The following is a 19,765-nucleotide window of genomic DNA, read 5'->3' on the forward strand; positions in this document are numbered from 1 at the left end:
ACGGTCCGGGCGGCGGGGATCGGGTCGGTGGGGTCAGACATCGCTCTTCAACGACTCCTTGATGGGGATCTCGGGCAGGATGCGCAGCCGGCGCGGGACGGAGTAGTCGGGCAGCCGCTCGGCGCACCAGGCGGTCAGCTCGGCGTCGGTGGTCGTGGCGCCCTCGCGCAGCACCACCTCGGCCATCACGACGTTGCCGACGAGCGGCGCCCGGCGGCCGCGCACGGCGGCCCACGCCACGTCGGGGTGCTCGAGCAGCACGGCCGTGACCTTCGACGCCGATGCCTTGGCGCCGCCGACGTTGATCTCGTCGGAGGCGATGCGGCCGGTGATGAGCACCCGGTCGCCCTGCACCTCGGCGCGGTCGCCCGTGCGGATCGCGGCGTCCATGCCCTCGGCCGCCTGGCTCGCGGCGATCACGAGCTCGCCGTCGTCGACCGACAGCCTCGGCCGCCCCGGGGTGTCGCGGTCGAGCCACGCCGCGGGGAAGCCCGCCCGCCCGTCGTGCACGGCGATCGCGGCGCCGGCCTCGGACGAGGCGTAGATCCACGACACGCGGGCCTGCGGGAACAGCTCGGCCAGCTGGGTGAGCACCGCCTGGTCGACGGGCTCGCCGCCGAGCGTGACCTGCTGCAGCGGCAGCCGCGCCAGGGTCTCGCCGCTGCGGAAGATCGCCTGCCGCCAGAAGGTCGGCGTGCCCGACGCCGCCGTCACCCCGGCCGCGAGCGCCTGCTGCGGCCACTCGTCGGGGCGCGCGCCGTCGACGAAGACGACGTCCTGCCCGGGCAGCGTGAGCGACAGCGTCACGACCTGCCACCAGGCGTAGGCGCCGGAGGTGTACGGGCACAGCCAGGTGCGCGCCGGCTGGTCACCGGCGACGGTGGTCAGCGACGCGATCGTGTGGGCGACCTGCTTGGGCCGGCCCGTCGACCCGGACGTCAGCAGCCAGACCCGGCCGGGCGCCGGCTCGCGCTCCGGGTCGGCCGGCTCGACGACGACGTCGGGCTCGGGCGTGCGCCGGACAAGGGCGAGCCCGTCGCGGCGCAGCTGCGCCGCCTGCTCGGCGTCGACCCGGGTCTCGGCGGCGATCAGCGTCTCGCGCTGCGGGTCGGACGCGGCGAGCCACGCCGCCTGAGCGGCCTCCAGCGGCCCGGCCGCGAGGAACGCCGCCGCCGCGGGCAGCTCGGCGAGCGTCGGACCGTCGAGGCCGGCGCCGGCGTACGGCTCGCGGGACAGCTGCTCCCAGGTGCCGTCGAAGCCGGTGGACCCGGGGATCACCACGCGGTTGCCCGCGCCGGCGGGATAGGTCACGCGTTCTGCAGCTGGTCGAGGAAGTCGAGCACGTCGCCGACGGTCTCGATGGAGCGCAGGCCGGGGGCGTCGAAGTTGAGCTCGGTGTCGATCTCGTCCTCGACGCGCAGCGCCAGCTCGGAGAAGTCCAGCGAGCGGAAGCCGATCTCCTGCAACGACGCGGAGTCCTCGGCGGGCAGCTGCTTGCCCTGGGCCGAGAGCACCTCGGCCATCATCTCGCGCACCTGGTCCCGGCTGAGCGTGCTCATCGATCCTCGCTGACGTGTGGGTGAGGCCCGAGGCTTGCGGGCCGCGCCCCAGTGTAGGAGCCGCCGCACCGCGTCGCCCCGCCCCTGTCGCCCCGCCCCTGTAGCGTGACGCGAATGCTTCGCCCCGCCACCGACGCCGACGTCGAGCCCATCCGCCGCTGGCGCAACCACCCCGAGGTCCGCGCGGTGTCGCTCACCCAGGACGAGATCGACCCCGACACCCACGCCCGCTGGTGGGCCGGGCTGCAGGGCGACCCGTCGCGGCGGGTGCTGGTGTACGAGCGTGGCGGGGTGCCGTGCGGCGTCGTCACCTTCTTCGACATCGCCGCGGCCGACGACGGCACCCGGTCGGCGATGTGGGGCTACTACCTCGACAACGCCGGGCTCGGCGAGCGCGGCGAGCTGCTGCCCGCGTGGATGCAGATCCAGCGCGAGGCGGTGCGCTACGCCGACGCCGAGCTCGACCTGGACGTGCTCGAGGGCGAGGTGCTCGACCAGAACGCCGCCGTGCGCCGGATGAACCGGCGCAACGGGTTCGTCGAGGTCAGCAGCGACGAGCGGCAGATCGGCGAGGCCACCGTCACGGTGCACCGGGTGCGTCGCGAGCGCCCCGCGGACAAGTCCTAGGCTCGACCGCATGGCCAGCACGACCAGCATCACGATCGGCGAGCACCGGATCGGTCCCGACCACGAGCCGTACATCATCGCGGAGATGTCGGGCAACCACGACGGGTCGCTCGACAAGGCGCTGGCGATCGTGCGGATGGCCGCCGAGGCGGGCGCGCACGCGGTGAAGCTGCAGACGTACAAGCCCGAGACGATCACCCTGGAGTCCGACGCGCCGGACTTCCGGCTCTCGGAGGGGCACGAGCTGTGGGGCGGGCGCACGCTGTGGGACCTCTACACCGAGGCGCACACCCCGTGGGAGTGGCACGCGCCGCTGTTCGAGGAGGCCGCGAAGGTCGGCATCACGATCTTCTCCTCGCCCTTCGACCCGACCGCGGTCGACCTGCTGGAAGAGCTCGGCGCCCCGGCCTACAAGATCGCCTCGTCGGAGATCGTCGACCTGCCGCTGGTGCGGCTGGCGGCCAGCAAGGGCAAGCCGATCATCATCTCCACGGGCATGGCGTCGGTGTCGGAGATCCACGCGGCGGTCGAGGCCGCACGCAGCACCGGCAACGAGCAGATCGTCGTGCTCGCCTGCACCGCCAACTACCCCGCCGACCCGAGCGAGTCCAACCTGCGCGGCATCCCGGTGATGCGCGACGCGTTCGGCACGCTCATCGGCTACTCCGACCACACCATCGGCATCGGCGCCCCGATCGCGTCGGTCGCGCTCGGCGCGGTGCTGGTCGAGAAGCACGTGACGCTGCAGCGCGAGGGCGGCGGCGTCGACTCCTCCTTCTCCTCCGAGCCCGACGAGCTGGCCGCGCTGGTCTCGCAGACCAAGGTCGCCTGGCAGTGCCTCGGGGAGCCGCGCATCGGCGCCCGGCAGCAGGAGCAGGAGGGGCTGCGCTTCCGCCGCAGCCTCTACGTCGTCGCCGACGTCCGCGCCGGCGACCCCGTGACCGCCGACAACGTGCGGTCCATCCGACCCGCGAACGGCCTTGCGCCCGATGAGTTCTCGCGGGTCGAGGGCCGCAGGTTCACCCGCGACGTGGCCCGCGGGACCGCGCTGTCGTGGGACCTGATCTGAGCCGATGACCCGACCGCTGCTCAGCGTCGTCGTCCCCTACTACGGCGTCGAGGCCTACCTGCGCGACTGCCTGGAGTCGATCCGCCGCTCGACCCTCGACGACCTCGAGGTCGTGCTCGTCGACGACGGCAGCCCCGACGACAGCGTCGAGATCGCGCGGGAGTACGTCGACCTCGACAGCCGCTTCCGCCTGGTCCAGCAGGACAACGCCGGGCTGGGGCCGGCGCGCAACACCGGCACCGCGCAGGCGAGCGGCGACTACCTCACCTTCGTCGACTCCGACGACCTGGTGCCGCGGCGCGCGTTCGAGCAGATGGTGGGCTCCCTGGAGCACAGCGGGTCCTCGTTCGTGCTGGGCAACGCCAAGCGGTTCAGCCGTACGTCCGGCGTGCGTCAGTCCTGGACCCACCAGCGGCCGTGCGCGCGCGACGCGCGGGCCACGCACGTGCTGGAGAAGCCGGTGCTGGTGATGGACCGGATGGTCTGGAACAAGGTCTACCGGCGCAGCTTCTGGGACGAGTTCGGCTACGCCTTCCCGGCGATCAAGTACGAGGACTACCCCGTCACGATGGCGGCGCACCTCGACGCGCTGACCGTCGACGTGCTGCGCACGCCGGTCTACTACTGGCGCGAGCGCGAGTCGGGCGACTCGATCACCCAGCAGGTGTTCCGCTACGACAACCTGCTCGACCGGGTCGTCTCGGCCGAGCGGGTGCTCGACCTGGTCGACTCGCGCGCCACCCCCGAGGTGCGCCGGTCGACCCACGACTACCTCGCCGGCATCGACGTGGTCGCGCTGGCGCAGGCGTTCGCGGTCGTGCCGCCGGAGGACCTCGACAAGACCGTCGAGCTCGGCACCCGGCTCATGGGGCGGTTGCAGTTCGACATCGGCAAGCGCCCCCGCTTCGACCAGCTGCAGATGCACGCCCTGCGCGACGGCGACGCCGAGCTGCTCGTCGAGCTCGCCCGGTTCCGCGACGAGGGCGGGCTCGTCGGCGGAGGCCGGATCACCCGCAACCGCGCGGCGCCGTGGCGGTTCGACATCGGCTTCCCAGGACGCCGCCGCTCGTCGGCGCCCCGCAAGGCGTTCACCATCCCGACGACCTCGCTGAAGCTGCGCAGCACCGTCGACCACGTAGGCTGGGACGGCACCACCGCGCTCGTGCAGGGCACGGCCGAGATCACCCAGGTGCCGATCCGCGACGACTCCACGCTGCGGGTCAACCTGGTCAGCGGCATCGAGCGCATCGAGCTGCCGGTCGAGCGGATCGACACCACCGACCAGTTCTCCGGCCGCAGCCGCGTCGGCTTCCGCACCCGGGTCGACGTGCCGCGGCTCGCGGCCGAGCACGACCTGGTGTGGCCGGTGCGCTTCGAGCTCGACCTCGACAACGGCGGGGTGCACCGCGTCGCGCAGCTGCAGGGCATGCGGCCCGGCAGCCCGACCTACCCCGACGGCGCGTGGCTGTCGCCGACCGAGTGGGTGCAGCCCGGCAAGGGTCCGGCCGGCGCCTTCTGCCTGCACCGCAGCCCCGCCCCGGTCACCGTCGAGTCGGCCGCGGGCGAGGGTGACGCGATCCGCCTCGTCGTGCACAGCCCGTACGCCCTCAACCGGGCCGACCTCGAGGTGCGCCTCCCCCGGGGCACGCTGACCTTCCCCGCCGCTCTCTCCGACGACGGCCGGGTCGCCGAGGTGGCGCTGCCCGGTGCGGCGCTGGCGACCGGCGACGAGCCCGACGACCCGTTCACCCTGCGCGCCACGCGCGCGGTGCGGCTCGAGACCGACCTGGGCTCCCACCAGATCGTCTGGCCCGCGCACCGGCGCAACGCCGCGGTCGACGCCGACGGCCGGCTCATCCAGCTCACCCGCTCGCCCTTCGGGCTGGTGCAGCTCACCCACGGACCCGCCTTCCCGGCGGCCGTGGCCGCGCGGATCACCCCCGACCGACTCGTGGTCGAGGGGCGGCGCTGGAGCAGCGAGCCCGTTCAGGGCATCACCTGGCGCCGATTCCTTCCAGGCACCGACGACTACGTCGAGATCCCTTGTGCCGTCAGCGATCTCGGCCCCGAGGCAGGGGCCGACGGTGATGGCGGCACCGGGGCCGTCGGGTGGCAGGCCGCGGTCGACCCCGCCGCGCTCGTCCCCGAGCACGACGCGCCGAGCCACCCCGGCGCCCCCGCGGCCTACTGGACCCTGTTCGCCGAGCTCGAGCAGGACGGCGTGCAGACGGGCGTGCAGGTCATCTGCGAGCCCGGGCTCATGGCGCAGCTGCCCGCGGAGGTCACCACGCAGGGCCGCCACGTCACCGTCACCACCGCCGCCGACTCGGTGCACGCGCAGGTACGGTGACGCCGGCATGCATCCTCACAACCACCGCTACGGCTCCACCCAGGCGCTGGCCCTGTCGCTGCTGGAGAAGTCGCACAGCTGGTTGACCACCCTGTGGCCGCGCAGCGTCCCCGGGCACGTGCAGCACGACTGGCACGTCACCTCCCCCTGCGCGACGATCGACGTGGGCCCGGGCGGCACCGCCTACCTGTGGAGCTCCTCGGCGCGCCGGTTCCGGCGCGCGCGCGGGCTCGGCGGCCACGTGGTGATCGGGGCGCCGTGGCTCTACCTGCTCGACGTGCACCGCGACCACGTCCCGCACGAGCTGCGCGAGCGGCCCGAGCCCGGGGAGCAGCCGGTCGAGCGGTTCGCGGAGCCGCCGAGCGGCACGCTGCTGCTGCCGCGCCACGACCTGTACGGCCGGCACGCCGCCCGCCGCATCGCCGACGAGGCGCGCGAGCACGAGGGCGAACGCCTTACTGCCGCACTGCTGCCCGCCGACGCGGCCTCGCCCGAGGTGCGGACGGCGTACGTCGAGGCCGGGATCGACGTGGTGCCGCTGGTGCCGGCCGACCTGCCCGCCGCGAGCCCCCAGGTGGCGCGGCTGATGCAGCTGCGCGACCTCATGCTGCGGCACACGGCCGTGCTCGCGACCCACCCCGACGAGCACCTGCTCATGGCGGCCGCCGCGGGCCTGCCCACGACGCTCCTCGGGCGGCAGCAGCCGCGCTCGAGCGCCGAGGCGGCGCTCGTCGAGGCGGCCGGTTCGCCGGCGGCCCTGACCGACCTCGCCGGCCACGAGCTGGGCCGCGACCACGTCCTGCCGCGCGACGAGCTGCGCGCGGTGCTCGAATGGAGGCCCCGTGTCTGACCTCACCCCCGACCAGCCCACCGAGCGTCCCGCCGAGCGGTCGCTGACCGCCGCGGTGCTGGACGACGCCCTCCCCCGCGCCGAGTCGGCGCTGGTGCTCGGACCGGTGCCCGACGACGTGCGCGAGCTGGTCGGCACCCGCACCCGCGAGGCCGTGTGGGTCGACCCGCTGGGCCCGGCCGACGCCTCGCCGCGGCTCGACGAGGTGGTGGCGAGCGGGCAGCGGTACGACCTGGTGCTGTGCCTCGCCGGGCTCGACGCGGTCGCCGAGCCGGTCGACGCCCTCAGCTGGTCGGCCCGCCTCGACCAGGTCGTCGGGCTGCTCGAGCCGGGCGGCACGCTCGTGCTGCGGGTCGACAACGACGCCCCGCTGTCGGCGCTGACGCTGGACGTGTCGCGTCAGGGCTGGGCCCGCGCCGACGAGGACCCCACCCGTCCGGTCGGTGTCACCCAGCTCGACGTCCGGCTGCGCGCGGCGCGGCTGCCGGTGAGCACGGTGCACGCGCTGCTCGGCCCGGCCGACGCACCGGTCGCCGCGGTCGACACGGCGGCCCTGGCCACGGCGCGCGACGGGTCGGTCCCGGCGCAGCTGGTCGAGGACGCCCTCACCCGCATCGCCGAGGAGCAGTCGGGCCGCGACGAGCAGTCCGGCGGCGAGCGGGTGCCCGACCTGGTCGCCGCGTCGGCCCGCTCCGGCGAGCTCCCCGCGCTGGCCGACGCGTGGCTCGCGGTCGTCGGTGGACGCCCGCGCACGGGTTACTGGCTCGACCGCGACGGCGTCGTGCTGTGGGTCGACCAGGCCGGCCCGGGGCAGCCGTTCGTCGTCGGCGGGCAGCCGGCGGGGGCAGCGCGCCTCCCGCAGGAGATCCCCGACGACGTCACCGTCGAGCGGGCGCTCCACCGGGCCATCGCCCGCGGGGACGACGCCGAGTTCCGCCGACTGGCAGAGGGATTCGGCGGTTGGGTGCGCAACAGCGCCTCGGCGCAGAAGGCGCTCGACCTGCGCCTCGACACCGTGCGGGTGGCCGCTGGCGGCAGCTTCTCGCGGGGCCTCACCCAGGCCGACCCGTCGGCCACGCCCGAGCCCGACACGCGCCTGGTCCACGCCTGGCGCCGCTTCGAGGAACGGCTGCAGGCGGCCGGCCGCGAGACCCTGTGGCCTGCGTCGCTGCGCGGCGAGGAGCGCGTACGGCTGTGGCTCGGCATGTCCGGCGTCGAGCAGGTGCCCGAGCCGGTGACCACCGACGCCGGGGAGGCGAGCGCCGACGGCGACGACGCGGCGGCTGCCGCCGCCGCGGGGCTGCCCGCCGAGGTCGAGGAGGAGCTCGCGCACCTGCGCGCCCGGGTCGAGATGCTCACCGCGACGCTGGCCGCGCGCGACGACCAGCTGCAGGTGCGCGAGAAGGCGATCCGCAGCCTGCGCGACCAGGCCCGTGGCGCGGCCCGCAACCGTGACAAGGCCATGGCCCGCACCCGGGAGATCCAGCAGTCCTCGACCTATCGCACCGCCAACCAGCTGCGCCGGCTGACCCTGCTGCGTCACCCCGACGCCCTCGCTCGAGGCATCATGCGGCGCCTGGACAGCAAGGTGCGCGCCGTGCGCCGCACCCGCTGACCGTGCGTTCGGTCAAGCGTTGGTCTGAAGAAGGTAAAGAATCAGTAAATAACCCCCCCACCTGTGAGCTGCGTCACATTGAGTCTCCTCGGGAAGGACTCGAGGGAGGAGAACATCGTGCGAAGGAAACTCACAGTCGTAGGGGTCGCCGCGGGTGCAGCGATGATGCTGGGTTCGCCTGCATTCGCCGCTGGATACCACGACGCCTTCAACAACGGCGCCGGAGCGTTCAACGGCCGGGGGTCCGGGAGTGGCGGCTGGTACAGCGGCTTCACCACGAGCGACTACAAGGCCGACGGGCACGGAACGCGCGGTCACTACCGGTGGAGCGACGGCACAGGCGGCAGCCTGTACAACGGCAGCGGTAGCGGAACGGAAGCCTTCCGGGACACCTCCCGCGAGATCACTTCCGTGCGCGCCTGCGTCGTCTACACCTGGGACCCGGACGACTGCAGCGGATGGCAGTGACGCCGGCGACGGCGGGGACCGTTGACACGGCCCCCGCCGTCAGCGTCAGCCACGTATCCCTCCGGTATGAGGATCGGCTGATCCTGCACGAGTTCTCCATGACCGTGGACCCGGGGACGTCAGTGGCGCTCATGGGCAAAAGCGGATCAGGAAGTCCTCGGTGCTCTCGATCATGCTCGGGTTGCTTCGGCCGGACAGCGGCCAGGTGCGCGTCGGTGCGATCGACGTGATGCACGCATCGCAGTCGGCGCTCACCAGAATGCGCCGGAGCGAGGTCGGCGTGGTGTTCCAGAGCGGAGAGCTGGTCGAGGACCTGACGCCTGTCGAGAACGTCATGGTGGCCGGAATGCTCGCAGGGCAGCACCGCAGCCAAGCTCATGACGAGGCCGCTCGATGGTTGAGCACACTCGGCGTCCCGACCCAGGCGGCCCGGACGTCGGACCTTTCCGGCGGCGAGCAGCAGCGCGTCGCGGTCGCCAGGGCCTTGATGGGAAATCCTCAGCTCCTGCTGGCCGACGAACCCACGGCATCACTGGACTCCGACACCCGAGACCAGATCGCAGAAATCATCTTCGCCCTTCCGCAGCAGACCGGAGCAGCCCTGGTCGTCGCAACGCACGACAGGGACGTCGCCGCTCGTGCCGACCATGTCGTTCGGCTCGAGGATGGCTCGAGGTGAGTCCTGCTGATCTGGCCCGTCTGGCGCGTGTGTCTCAGACCCGGGCGACCTGGCGGCCGTTGCGCGCGGTGTGCTTGATCATCGGGGTGTTCGCAATCTGCATGGCAGGCTCGCTGTCTGCGATGGCGGTGTCTCGGGACGCCGTGATCAGCAACCGCTCGCAGGATCTGCTCGCGGTCCGGGCGTCTGACACCAACCCTCCGACGTTCCTGATCGACGACCGCTTCCAGACCATCGGCAGTGAGCAGATCGTCGTCATCACCATCGAACCGCTGACGTCGGGCGCGCCAGTGCCACCCGGGCTGAGTCGGTGGCCGAGGCCCGGAGAGGCCGCCTTGTCCCCGAGCGTCCGACGCATGGGGGTGGGCGACATGTTCGGCCGGCCGACCCAGACCATCGCCATCTCCGGGCTGGAGTCGGCGACCGACCCCCGGGTCTACGTCCGTCCCGCTCCCGGCACGCTCGATCGGTCACGACTGAGACCGGCGTACGCGTTCGGTGACGACGACCTGAGCGAGCTCGCCTCCTCGGTGGGACTGGCCTTCCTGAACCGCCTGGGGATCGGATACGTCCTCGCCTGCGTCTGGGGAACCCTGGGGTTCGCGGGCCTGGTCGCGCTGATCACGGCAGCAGGGATGGGCGGCGACATCGCTCGGCGCCGCGTGCGCCGGTTGGCCGCCTTGGGCGCCAGCCGGCCACAGCTGGTCGTGATGCGCTGGATCGAGTGCGCAGGCCCCATCGCTATCGGCCTCGCGGCCGGAGCACTGGTCACTACCGTTCTCCTCACGGTGCCGTTGACGCTGCCCTGGCTGCGCGAGATCACCGCGCCAGCCGATCTGCGCGGCAGGCCGGGGCTCCTGCTCGCGACGCCACTCGTGACCATGGTGATCACGTTCGCAGTCCTGGCCATCCCTGTGTGGCGGACGCTGAACCCGCGGCGGGCGACCCGCGGGCGCTTCTTCGTCCCTCAGGACACACTGCCGACCACCCGGGCTTGGATCTGCATGGCGGCCGTCATCGTCTGCCTGTGGGTACCGCCCATGCTCACCGGGCCACAACGCCAGCAGGCATACATCCTGTGCGTGATCATCGTCGCCTGCACGCTTTCTGCCGTCGTCGCTGTCCTCGTGAATGCCCTGGGCAGAGCCATTTCGTCACCGAGGCTCGGATGGAATGCCCCAGCCGCACTCACGGCAGGACGGCTGATGCAGGCCCGCCCACGGCGCACGGCGCGGATGCTGACGGCCATCTGCCTGGCGATCTTGACGCTGGGCCAGGTCCAGCTGTCAGTAGGCCTGCTGGGATCGCAGTTCCAGGCAGGTGACGCTGCTCAACGGGCGGTCGACAACAGCGTGCTTGTCGCCTCCGACGTTCTCCCCACCAGACAGGTTCGCGCGTTCCTCGCGACGCTCCCGCCCACAGAGCGTCCGGTCTGGGTCGAGACGCAGCTGCCGCAGAGGGGTCGTGCGATCCCGAGTCAGAGCGTGTCCGCCACCGAGTGCCCCGAACTCGGAGCACTCGGCCTGCCCTGCGCGGCGACTGGGGGCCAATCGACCTGCGAACCCTCCCGCTGCGGACCCAGGCCACCTTCGCTGCACTTGGTGGAGGGGCGACACGGGTCAGGGTCGGAGACCCTTGCCCCGCGCAGGGCAGGAACCAGTGCCAGCTGCTGATCGTGTCCACCACGGGATCACCGCTGTCGGTCCGCGATCTCACCAGGGAGTCGACGGCGTACGTGGCTGGTGGGCTGCGGCTGGAGTCGGTTGCGGCCTCGGCCATCAGTGGGAGCGAGCCCAACCGGATCAGGGCGCGTTGGATCGTGCTCTACGGCACAATCGCCATCGCACTCCTCACGCTTGCCATGGCAGCGATGCTGACCAGCGAGACCGTCAGCGACGCCCGCCGACTCTCCGTCCTCGCCGCAGTCCGGGGGAACCGCCGCTGGCTGTGGCAGCACGCGGCGCTCTCGGTGTTCCTCCCGATCGCTGCAGCCGGCTTCCTGGCAACCCTGATCTACTTCCTCCTACCCACCGCGATATCGACGGCGGATGCACGCTTGGAACCCTCTGACGCCTATGCCACGTCTGCCATCGTGGCCGCGCTCGTGATCGGAGCCGTGGCTGCTGCGGTCAGCGTCCGCGCAACTCGGACGACCGACCCTTTGGCTGTTCGCCGCGGGTAGCTCTGCCGGGCCGAGTCCGGTCCCCAACCCCCAGGTCCGGACGGTTAGTCGCCCTTGATCCGGCGCAGCGGGCCGATCACCAGGTTGCCGGTGCGGTAGGTGATCGAGCGGCGCACGTCCTCGGCCGAGCGGCGCAGCGTCTCTTGCTGCTGCATCGCGCGGCGCATCTCCTGCTCGTGCAGCGCCGAGCGGGAACGCATCTCGCGCTCGCGCGTGTTGAGCCGGTCCTCGAACCACTGCGCCCGCGAGGCCAGCGCCGCGTTGGTCTCCTCCAGCCGCTCGATGACGGCGAGCAGCCCTGGCACGTCGTACGCCGGCAGCGTCGGCTCCTCGACCGGCGCCACGAACCGCTCGACGTCGTCGGGCAGGTCCAGCCCGGCCATCGAGCCGAGCAGCGCCAGCATCGTGCGGTCGTCCGTCGCAGAGGGCCACGGGTGGCGCGCACCCCGCGCGCGGATGACCTGCACCAGGTCTCCGAGCCCCTGCCACAGCGCCTCCTCGGGGCTGCGGCCGCCGGCCCCCGGCGCGATCGGCTCGAGCTCGTCGCCCTGCAGCAGCAGGTTGTCCGGGCGCACGTCGGAGCACGCGGCAGGCAGCGTCCCGTCCGCGCCCCAGGTGCGCACCCGCTCGGCGTAGGCCCGCAGCAGCCGCCGCAGCTCGGCCTGCTCGCTGCCGGCCGCCGCGTCGAGCAGGTCGTCGGTGAACAGCCGAGCGTCGGGGCGCACCGTGATCGTGCTGTGCTGCTCACCGTCGACCGTCGCGCGCTCGACCTGGTCACCGGCGGCGCCCGCGGCAGCCGTGTAGCGCACCACCTGCCCACCGCGGCCCGACTCCAGCACCTGCGGCCCGGTGGTCTCGATACGGCTCGCCCTGGGGGCTCGCCTACTCGACCAGCGTGGGGGTGCCGGCTCCACCAGCGTGGGGGTGCCGGCTCCACCAGCGTCGGCCTGGGGGTGCCGGCGACGACGATCCACGCCGACGCGAGCTCGGGCAGCCGCCCCGACAGCACCGCGGCGCGCGCCACGCGCGTCGGGTCGGAACCGAGCCGGCGGAAGGCCGGCGACCCCGTCGTCACCGCGCCCAGCAGCGTGGTCAGCGCCGGGTCGAGCCGGGTCGGGTCGATCGCCACGACCTGCTGGTCGTCCCACGACGGGAACGCCGACGCGCTCGTCGCGACCGGGAGACCCGCGTCGGACAGCAGCGCGCTCAGCGCCTCGACCGAGCGCGGCCGCGACCGGTCGTACGTCGCCGTCACCGACCAGTCCGCGTCGGTGTTGGTCGTGAACCGCGAGCGCAGCGCGGCGATGCGGTGCAGCCCCAGCTCCTGCTCGACCGCGAGCAGCAGCGTGCCGCCCGGCGCCACGAGACGCCGGATCCCGGCGAACGTCTCGGCCCAGGTCAGCACCGTCGTCTCCAGCGACAACACCCGGGTGACGTCGTCGAGCGCCACGACCAGGTCGTACGTCTCCGCGGGCTCGGGCAGGTCCGCGAGGCTCCCGCAGACCACCTGGGCGTCGTGGTCGGTGAGCGCCTGGCCGAAGGTGATCGCGTCGGGGATCGAGCGCGTGAAGACCGTGAGGTGACCGACCCGGCCGGCGATGCCGGTGACCAGGTCGAGCGCGTGCGGGCCGACGACTGCGACGCGGGCGTCGTGGCGCAGCAGCGGTTCCAGCAGCGCACGCACCGCCGCGGCAGCCCCGGCCGGGCGGTGCTCCAGGTCGGACCAGTTCTGCATCGCCCCCGGCACCAGGGTGACGTTGTCGGGGCGGGCGATGACGGTCATGCGCTCTCCTTGTTGCTCTCGCGCCACTCCTGCTCCCAGCCGAGCACCAGCGCCAGCTCCTGCGGCTCCAGCATCGCGTCGCGCCCGAGCTCGACGTCGGCGACCTGCCGCGCCAGCTCGGCGTCGATGTCGGTGCCGTGCAGGTGGGGGAAGGTGAACTCCAGCAGCTGCGAGCCGTTGAAGCCCGCCTTGACGCCGACGAGGTCCATCGGGTCGCCGTAGACCGCCGGCTGCAGACCGAGCGAGGCGCCGTACATGATCGCGGTCGACAGCCGGTTCGAGGCGACCCGCTTGTGCCGCCGCAGCTCGCGCAGCTGCCCCGGCAGGAAGTCGGGGTTGCCGCCGGTCCACTTCACGCCGCGCTCGCCGTGCGTGATGACCCGGAAGCCGGCGTCCTCGTACTTCTCCCGGATCGCGTCGATGGCGAACTCGACGTAGTAGAGGCACATGGTGACCGGGCCGTCCTCGACGGCGTGGATCTCGTCGATCAACCGGTCGTGGTCGCCCGAGACGGCCTCGTAGTCGACCGTGCCGTGGAAGGGGTACCAGATCGTCCCCTCCGGCTCGGGCGCCTGCGGGTCCGGCGGGGTCATCTGCTCCAGGTAGAGGAACGGCGCGCCGGTGACGACGTAGTCGCGCCAGCCGACGGCCTGCCCGCGGCGCCGGTTGACGTCGGACCAGACGTACTTCGCGAAGCCGTGCGGCGGGGCGTGGCCGGCGCCGAAGCCGTGCACGAACGTCCAGCCGTGCTGGATCACGCCGTTGATGCGCGGCGGCTGGTCGAACCCGAGACCGCAGTAGGCCGACCAGATGTGCGCGTGGCGGTACCAGTGGTTGCTGGAGTCCATGTCAGGCGGGCCTCCTCAGCGGGTCGGCGGCGGTCGGTGGGCGTGGCTCATCGTCCCATCCCAGCAGGGCAGCCAGCTGCGCGGGCGGGCGCAGGTGGTCCTGGCCCAGCTCGCGCCGCGCCACGGCCCGCGCCACCTCGCGGGGCACCGCGTCGGTGTGCAGCTCGGGCAGCAGCCGCCGCTGCCGCGCCATGCCGCCCAGCACCGCATGGTCGCGCTGCAGGACCATCGGGTCGCCGTAGATGCCGATCTCGGCCCCCGTGCTCGCGCCGTAGAGCAGCGCCGAGCCCATCCGGTTGGAGACCACCCGGGCGTGCCGGCGCAGCTCGGCCAGCTGCCGGTCGAGGAAGCCGGGGTCGCCGTCCCGGTGCATGAAGCCGCGCCGCCCGTGCGTGATCACCCGAAACCCCTTGTCCTCGTAGACCTTTCGGATGTCGGGGTTCTCGTAGTCGGTCCAGTAGAGGCACATGGTGAGGGGTACGTCCCCCTCGCGCCGGCGTACGTCGTCGGCGTAGGCGCCGTGGTCACCGAGGATGCGCTGACCCTCCCAGCCGTGGAACGGGTAGACGATGGTCCCGGCGCGCTCCGGCTTCGCGCGCTCCCAGTCCCGCTGCCCCTCCAGCTCCAGCAGGTAGGCCCAGGGCGCCCCGACGACCTCGTGGTCGCGCCGCCCCATCGCCCAGCCGCGCCGGGCGACCGCCGGCGACCAGACCAGGCGCGGCCAGCCCGGCACCAGCTCGTGCCCGACCGCGAACCCGTCGTAGGTGTTCCACCCGTGCTGCAGGTAGCCCCAGATCGTCACCGGCCCGGGGCGGCCGCACCACCGGGCCAGCACCTCGGCGTGGCCGTAGAAGTGGTTGGCGTGGTGCACCGTCAGCCGCCGAGGGCGGTGCGCACCTGCTCGATCACGCGGTCGACGTCGCTGTCGCGCAGGTCGGGGAACATCGGCAGGCTGATCTCCTGCTCGTAGTACTCCTCGGCCACCGGGCACATCCCGCGCCGGTAGCCGCGGTCGGCGAACCACGGCTGCCAGTGCACCGGGATGTAGTTGACCTGCACGCCGATCTCGGCGGCGCGCAGCGCGTCGAACACCTCGCGCCGGCGCCCGTCGAGGACCCGCAGCGGGTAGAAGTGCCACACCGGGTCGGCGCCCGGACGCTGGGCGGGCAGCCGCACCCCGTCGAGGTCGGCGAGGCCCGCGGAGTAGCGCGCGGTGATCTCGGCGCGGCGGGCCTTGAAGCGCCCGAGCCGGGTGAGCTGGTTGGAGCCCAGGGCGCACAGCACGTCGGGCAGGCGGTAGTTCAGGCCGAGCTCGGGCATCTCGTACCACCACGCGCCCTCGTCGGTGCTGCGCAGCCGCTCGGGGTCGCGCACCATGCCGATGCCCTTGAACGTGCGGGCGCGCTGCAGCAGCTCGGTGTCGGAGGAGACGACCGCGCCGCCCTCGGCGGTCGTGAGGTTCTTGGTCGGGAAGAAGGAGAACGTCGTGATGTCGGCGAGCGAGCCCACGGGGGTGCCGTCGAGGCTGCCGCCGATCGAGTGGGCGGCGTCCTCCAGCAGCAGCGCCCCGGCGTCGTCCGCCACCCGCCGCAGCGCGGGCGCGTCGATCGGGTGGCCGGCGTAGTCGACGCCGCTGATCACCCGGGTGCGGTCGGTCACGGCGGCGGCCGCGGCCGCGGGGTCGAGGTTGCCCGTGTCGTCGCTCACGTCGGCGAAGACCACCGTCGCGCCCTGGATCGCGGCGCAGGTGGCGGTCGCGAGGAAGGTCAGCGGGGTGGTGACCACCTCGTCGCCGGGGCCGATGCCTGCCGCGGCGTACGCCACGTGCAGCGCCGCGGTGCCCGACGTCACGGTGACGGCCGGGTTCGACTGTCCGGCAACGGAACCCAGCTCGCGCTCGAACTTCTCGACCGCGGGTCCGGTGGTCAGCCAGTCGCCGCGCAGCACCTGCGCGACGGCCTCGATGTCGGACTCGTCGATCGACTGGCGGCCGTACGGAAGGAACATGGGCACGTCCTGCGGAGGAGGCGGGGGATGCGGGGGCGTCGACGGAGCGGTCAGACGCCCGAGGCGAGGATCTCGCGGATGTCGTCGGCGTCGTACCAGAGGTCGTTCTTGTCGGACGCGCAGTGGAAGCCGACGGGCACGGGCACCCCGTCGGTGCGCTTCTCGTAGCCCCAGGTCGCGAGCTCGGGCTCGAGGATGTAGTACTTGCCGTCCATCACGGTGATGGCGCGGCGGCCCTCCTCGGGGCTGATCATCTCCTCGTGCAGCTTCTCGCCGGGGCGCAACCCGACGTCGTGCATCTTGGCGCCCGGCGCGATGGCCTGGGCCAGGTCGGTGACCTTGTGCGAGGGGATGTGCGGCACGACCAGCTCGCCGCCCTGCATCAGGTCGAAGGTGTCGAGCACCATCTGCACCGCCTGCGGCAGCGTGATGAGGAACCGGGTGCAGCGCAGGTCGGTGATCGGCAGCGACTCCCCCGCCTCGGCGAGCGCCCGGAACTTCGGGACGATCGAGCCGCGCGAGCCGGTGACGTTGCCGTAGCGCACGACGGCGAACCGGGTGGGGTAGGCCGCGGCGTAGTGGTTGCCGAGGATGAACAGCTTGTCGGCGGTGAGCTTGGTCGCGCCGTAGAGGTTGATCGGGCTGGAGGCCTTGTCGGTCGAGAGGGCCACGACCTTCTTGACCCCGGCGTCGATCGCGGCCTCGACGACGTTCTGGCTGCCGATGACGTTGGTCTTGACGAACTCCGACGGGTTGTACTCCCCGGTGTCGACCTGCTTCAGCGCGGCCGCGTGGACGACGTAGTCGATGCCGTGCATCGCGCGGCGCAGCCGGTCCAGGTCGCGCACGTCACCGATGAACCAGCGCAGCCGGGGGTCGTCGCCGAACTGCTGACGGACCTCCCACTGCTTCAGCTCGTCGCGGGAGTAGATGACTACCCGCTTGGGGTCGACGTCCTGCAGCAGACGGGTGATGAAGGCCTTGCCGAAGGACCCCGTTCCACCGGTGACGAGGATCGAGGACCCTGCGAGGTTGCTCAACGCGAAGACTCCCAGCATGTGGTGACTGTCGCGGTCCGACCCGGACCGCCACGGCAGATTATCAGCGCTCACCTGAGTGTTCCCGGCGCTGGCATCATGACCGGCATGCCACCCGCCGACCCGGTCCACGTCGCGCTGCGCATCGACGCCGGGGGTCGCTGGGGGTCGGCCACGCCGTCCGCTGCCTCGCGCTCGGCCAGGAGCTGCGCGCGCGCGGGGTGACGGTGACGGTGCTGGGGTCGATCGCCGTGCCGTGGGTGGGTGAGCTGGCCGCCCAGGCCGGCATCGACGTACGTCGGGCGCCGGGTGATCCTGATGCGCTGGCCGAGCTGGTGGGCCGGCTCGGCATCGACGCCGTGGTGATCGACGGCTACGAGATCGACCCGCGCACCGGGGCGCGGCTGCGCGCCGACGGGGTGCGGGTGCTCGCGATGGTGGACGAGGAGTTCGGCGCGGGCCAGGAGGCCGACGTCTACGTCGACCAGAACCTCGGGGCCCGGCCGCCGGCCCCCGCGGCCGCGCCGCCGGGCGCGACGAGCCTCGCGGGCCTCGACCACGTGCTGCTGCGGGACAGCGTGCTCGACCGGCGCACGGCGACGCGACCCGAGCGCGAGAAGCCGCGCTGCCTCACGGTTTTCGGCGGCACCGACCCGGCCCGCGCGGGCGAGGTCGTGGTGCCGCTGCTGCTCGCGACGGGCGTCCCCCTCGAGGCGATCGCCGTCACCCCCGACCCCGCGGCGGCCGGTCGGCTGGCCGGCCTGCGGCCCGGCACCGGACAGACCCTCGACGTCGTCGGACCGGTGCCCGACCTGCCGGGCGTCGCCGTGCAGACCGACCTCACGATCACCGCCAGCGGGTCGTCGGTGTGGGAGCTGCTGTGCCTCGGGGTGCCGACCGCCGTGGTGTGCGTCGCCGACAACCAGCGCGGCGGCTATGCCGCGACGGGCCGCACCGGCGCGGCGCTCCCCTCGGCGAGCTGGCGGCGCTGCGCACCGACCCGGCCGAGCGCGACGCGGCGGTGGCACGGCTGCGCGGGCTGCTGCTCGACGCGGCCGAGCGCGGCCGGCTCGCGGCCCGCGGACGGGAGCTGGTCGACGGGCGGGGACGGGAGCGGGTGGCCGACGCGCTGCTGCGTACGCTGCCCGCAGCACCCCACCGCGACGGAGGTCGCCCGTGAGCCGCACCCGAGTCGTGATCCAGTCACGGCTGAACTCCTCCCGCCTGCCCGGGAAGGCGCTGATGACGATCGGCGGCATGCCGCTGGTGGAGCTGGTCGCCCGCCGGGCCGCGCGCAGCGGCCACGAGGTGGTGGTCGCCACCAGCGAGGAGCACTACGACCAGCGCATCGTCGACCACCTCGACTCGGTCGGCATCCCCGTCGTGCGCGGCTCGCTCGACGACGTGCTCGGCCGGTTCGTCGCTGCCACAAGGGATCTCGAGCCCGGTGACACCGTCGTGCGGCTCACCGGGGACAACCCGGTCGGCGACGCCGACGTGATCGACGACCTGGCGAGCGCGATGGCCAGGGGCGGGTATGCGTACGGCCGCAACGACGTGTCGCGGATGCCCGAGGGGCTGGGCTGCGAGGTCTTCTCGATCGACGACCTGCGGCGCGCGGACCGCGAGGCGACGACGGCGTACGACCGGGAGCACGTGACCCCGTGGCTGCGCCGCCACGTGCGCACCCTCGACCACGTGCCGGCGCAGAGCCCCACCGACATCCACCGGTTCCGGTGCACCGTCGACGTGCTCAACGACTACGTGCGGGTGAGCCGGATGTTCGGCGGGGTGGCCGACCCGGTCGCGATCCCGTGGACCGCGCTGATGGACCGGCTGCGCGAGCTCATCCGCGAGGAGGGGCCGTCGGTGCCGACCCGCGACCGCTCCGGGCTCGGGCAGAGCGTGCTGCTGCTCGGCGGCACCCAGCTGGCCGGCGCCGGCGCGTCGCCGCCGCCCGAGGTGCGCGCGCTGCTGGCGCACGCCGCCGACCGCGGCATCACCCACGTCGAGGTCGGCCGGGCCGACGGCGACGCCGAGGCCGTGCTGCGCGCCTGCGGCGAGCCGCAGCTGACGAAGCGGTTCGGCTACGTCTCGCGGGTGCGGCCGCTCGGCGCCGACGCGCACGACCCGCTGGCCGTGGAGGCGAGCGTGGAGCGCTCGTTCGCCGAGCTGGGGCGCCGGTCCGTCGCCGCGGCCGTGCTCGACGACCTGTCCGACGCCCGGCCCGCGACGTGGGAGCGGCTCCGGGCGTACGTCGGGGGCGGGGAGGTGCAGCGCGTCGGCGTGGCCGTGCGCACGGCCGAGCAGGTCCCCGAGGCGCTCCGGCTGCCGGGGCTCGGCTACCTCGAGCTGCCGCTGCGCCCCGGCACGAGCATCCCCGACGAGGTGCAGCAGGCGCTGCGCGGCGCCGACGTGGTCGTCACCGCGCACAGCGTCTTCGACGGTGGCTCCGTGCTCGACCAGAACGATCCACGGAACGCCCGGTTGCGAGCACTGGCAACGGATCTCGGGCGCGACGGCGTCGACGACCTGTGCCTGGCGTACGCCCTCGGCCACGACGTCGTCACCTCCGTCGCCGTGGGCTGCGACGACGAGCAGCAGCTGCAGCGCAACGCCGACCTGGCCGCACGACCCCCGCTCGACGACGAGCAGCGCGCGCGGGTGCGCGACGTGCTCGGGAAGGACTGA

General features: G+C 73.1%; 18 protein-coding genes. 11 read left to right on the forward strand and 7 right to left on the reverse strand.

All coding sequences use genetic code 11. The features are described from left to right. Nucleotides 1-33: 33 nt before the first annotated feature. Both QUE40_RS12345 and QUE40_RS12350 read right to left on the reverse strand, forming a co-directional pair. Entirely contained in the window at nucleotides 34-1,311 is a 1,278-nt protein-coding gene (locus QUE40_RS12345) for an AMP-binding protein (protein ID WP_289231148.1), read from the reverse strand. After that, nucleotides 1,308-1,559, reverse strand: a complete 252-nt coding sequence (locus tag QUE40_RS12350) for an acyl carrier protein (protein WP_142005896.1) — start codon at nucleotides 1,557-1,559, stop codon at nucleotides 1,308-1,310. Before QUE40_RS12350 ends, QUE40_RS12345 begins: the two co-directional genes overlap by 4 nt. Nucleotides 1,560-1,673: 114 nt before the next feature. Here QUE40_RS12350 and QUE40_RS12355 point away from each other — a divergent pair, with 114 nt between their 5' ends. The 9 genes from QUE40_RS12355 (at nucleotide 1,674) to QUE40_RS12395 (ending at nucleotide 11,399) form a co-directional block, all read left to right on the forward strand. Continuing rightward, entirely contained in the window at nucleotides 1,674-2,186 is a 513-nt protein-coding gene (locus QUE40_RS12355) for a GNAT family N-acetyltransferase (protein WP_289231149.1), read from the forward strand. Between the two features lie 10 nt (nucleotides 2,187-2,196). Next, nucleotides 2,197-3,255: a pseudaminic acid synthase gene (gene pseI, locus QUE40_RS12360; protein ID WP_142005898.1), complete on the forward strand. Its 1,059-nt coding sequence runs from the start codon at nucleotides 2,197-2,199 to the stop codon at nucleotides 3,253-3,255. A gap of 4 nt (nucleotides 3,256-3,259) precedes the next feature. Next, nucleotides 3,260-5,605 carry a glycosyltransferase family 2 protein gene (locus QUE40_RS12365; protein WP_289231150.1) on the forward strand — a complete coding sequence of 782 codons (2,346 nt, stop codon included), beginning with the start codon at nucleotides 3,260-3,262 and terminating at the stop codon, nucleotides 5,603-5,605. Between the two features lie 7 nt (nucleotides 5,606-5,612). Continuing rightward, a complete protein-coding gene (locus QUE40_RS12370; RefSeq protein ID WP_289231151.1) occupies nucleotides 5,613-6,455 on the forward strand; it encodes a periplasmic binding family protein in 843 nt (280 codons plus the stop codon). Beyond that, entirely contained in the window at nucleotides 6,448-8,070 is a 1,623-nt protein-coding gene (locus QUE40_RS12375) for a CCDC113/CCDC96 family coiled-coil domain-containing protein (RefSeq protein WP_289231152.1), read from the forward strand. Before QUE40_RS12370 ends, QUE40_RS12375 begins: the two co-directional genes overlap by 8 nt. A 162-nt stretch (nucleotides 8,071-8,232) precedes the next feature. Beyond that, nucleotides 8,233-8,538 carry a hypothetical protein gene (locus tag QUE40_RS12380; protein WP_289231153.1) on the forward strand — a complete coding sequence of 102 codons (306 nt, stop codon included), beginning with the start codon at nucleotides 8,233-8,235 and terminating at the stop codon, nucleotides 8,536-8,538. A 160-nt stretch (nucleotides 8,539-8,698) separates the two neighbouring features. Further along, on the forward strand, nucleotides 8,699-9,217 hold the full coding sequence (locus QUE40_RS12385) for an ABC transporter ATP-binding protein (RefSeq protein ID WP_289231154.1): 519 nt from the start codon (nucleotides 8,699-8,701) through the stop codon (nucleotides 9,215-9,217). Next, a complete protein-coding gene (locus QUE40_RS12390; protein ID WP_289231155.1) occupies nucleotides 9,214-10,890 on the forward strand; it encodes an ABC transporter permease family protein in 1,677 nt (558 codons plus the stop codon). Before QUE40_RS12385 ends, QUE40_RS12390 begins: the two co-directional genes overlap by 4 nt. A gap of 2 nt (nucleotides 10,891-10,892) precedes the next feature. Then, nucleotides 10,893-11,399 (forward strand): hypothetical protein, encoded by a 507-nt coding sequence (locus QUE40_RS12395; protein WP_289231156.1) that lies wholly within the window; start codon nucleotides 10,893-10,895, stop codon nucleotides 11,397-11,399. Between the two features lie 44 nt (nucleotides 11,400-11,443). On the opposite strand, the gene QUE40_RS12400 is transcribed toward QUE40_RS12395, so the two are convergent. Continuing rightward, entirely contained in the window at nucleotides 11,444-12,313 is an 870-nt protein-coding gene (locus QUE40_RS12400) for a hypothetical protein (protein ID WP_289231157.1), read from the reverse strand. Nucleotides 12,314-12,352: 39 nt separating this feature from the next. On the opposite strand from QUE40_RS12400, the gene QUE40_RS12405 reads away from it, so the two are divergent. After that, complete coding sequence (locus QUE40_RS12405) at nucleotides 12,353-12,982, forward strand: hypothetical protein (protein ID WP_289231158.1); 630 nt, start codon at nucleotides 12,353-12,355, stop codon at nucleotides 12,980-12,982. 196 nt (nucleotides 12,983-13,178) lie between these two features. On the opposite strand, the gene QUE40_RS12410 is transcribed toward QUE40_RS12405, so the two are convergent. From QUE40_RS12410 to pseB, 4 genes are read right to left on the reverse strand one after another with little or no spacing between them, the layout of a single operon-like run. Further along, the gene (locus QUE40_RS12410; protein WP_289231159.1) at nucleotides 13,179-14,030 is read right to left on the reverse strand and encodes a hypothetical protein; all 852 of its coding nucleotides are present in this window, start codon (nucleotides 14,028-14,030) and stop codon (nucleotides 13,179-13,181) included. Nucleotide 14,031: 1 nt separating this feature from the next. Next, nucleotides 14,032-14,901: a hypothetical protein gene (locus QUE40_RS12415; protein WP_289231160.1), complete on the reverse strand. Its 870-nt coding sequence runs from the start codon at nucleotides 14,899-14,901 to the stop codon at nucleotides 14,032-14,034. A 2-nt stretch (nucleotides 14,902-14,903) separates the two neighbouring features. Further along, entirely contained in the window at nucleotides 14,904-16,037 is a 1,134-nt protein-coding gene (locus QUE40_RS12420; RefSeq protein ID WP_289231161.1) for an aminotransferase class V-fold PLP-dependent enzyme, read from the reverse strand. 50 nt (nucleotides 16,038-16,087) lie between these two features. Beyond that, nucleotides 16,088-17,095, reverse strand: a complete 1,008-nt coding sequence (gene pseB, locus QUE40_RS12425) for a UDP-N-acetylglucosamine 4,6-dehydratase (inverting) (RefSeq protein ID WP_236022366.1) — start codon at nucleotides 17,093-17,095, stop codon at nucleotides 16,088-16,090. A gap of 1,173 nt (nucleotides 17,096-18,268) precedes the next feature. Between pseB and QUE40_RS12430 the strand changes: the two genes are divergently transcribed. Then, nucleotides 18,269-19,765: an aldo/keto reductase gene (locus QUE40_RS12430; protein WP_289233081.1), complete on the forward strand. Its 1,497-nt coding sequence runs from the start codon at nucleotides 18,269-18,271 to the stop codon at nucleotides 19,763-19,765.

The sequence above is a fragment of the Barrientosiimonas endolithica genome, assembly GCF_030296655.1.
GTDB lineage: Bacteria > Actinomycetota > Actinomycetes > Actinomycetales > Dermatophilaceae > Barrientosiimonas > Barrientosiimonas humi.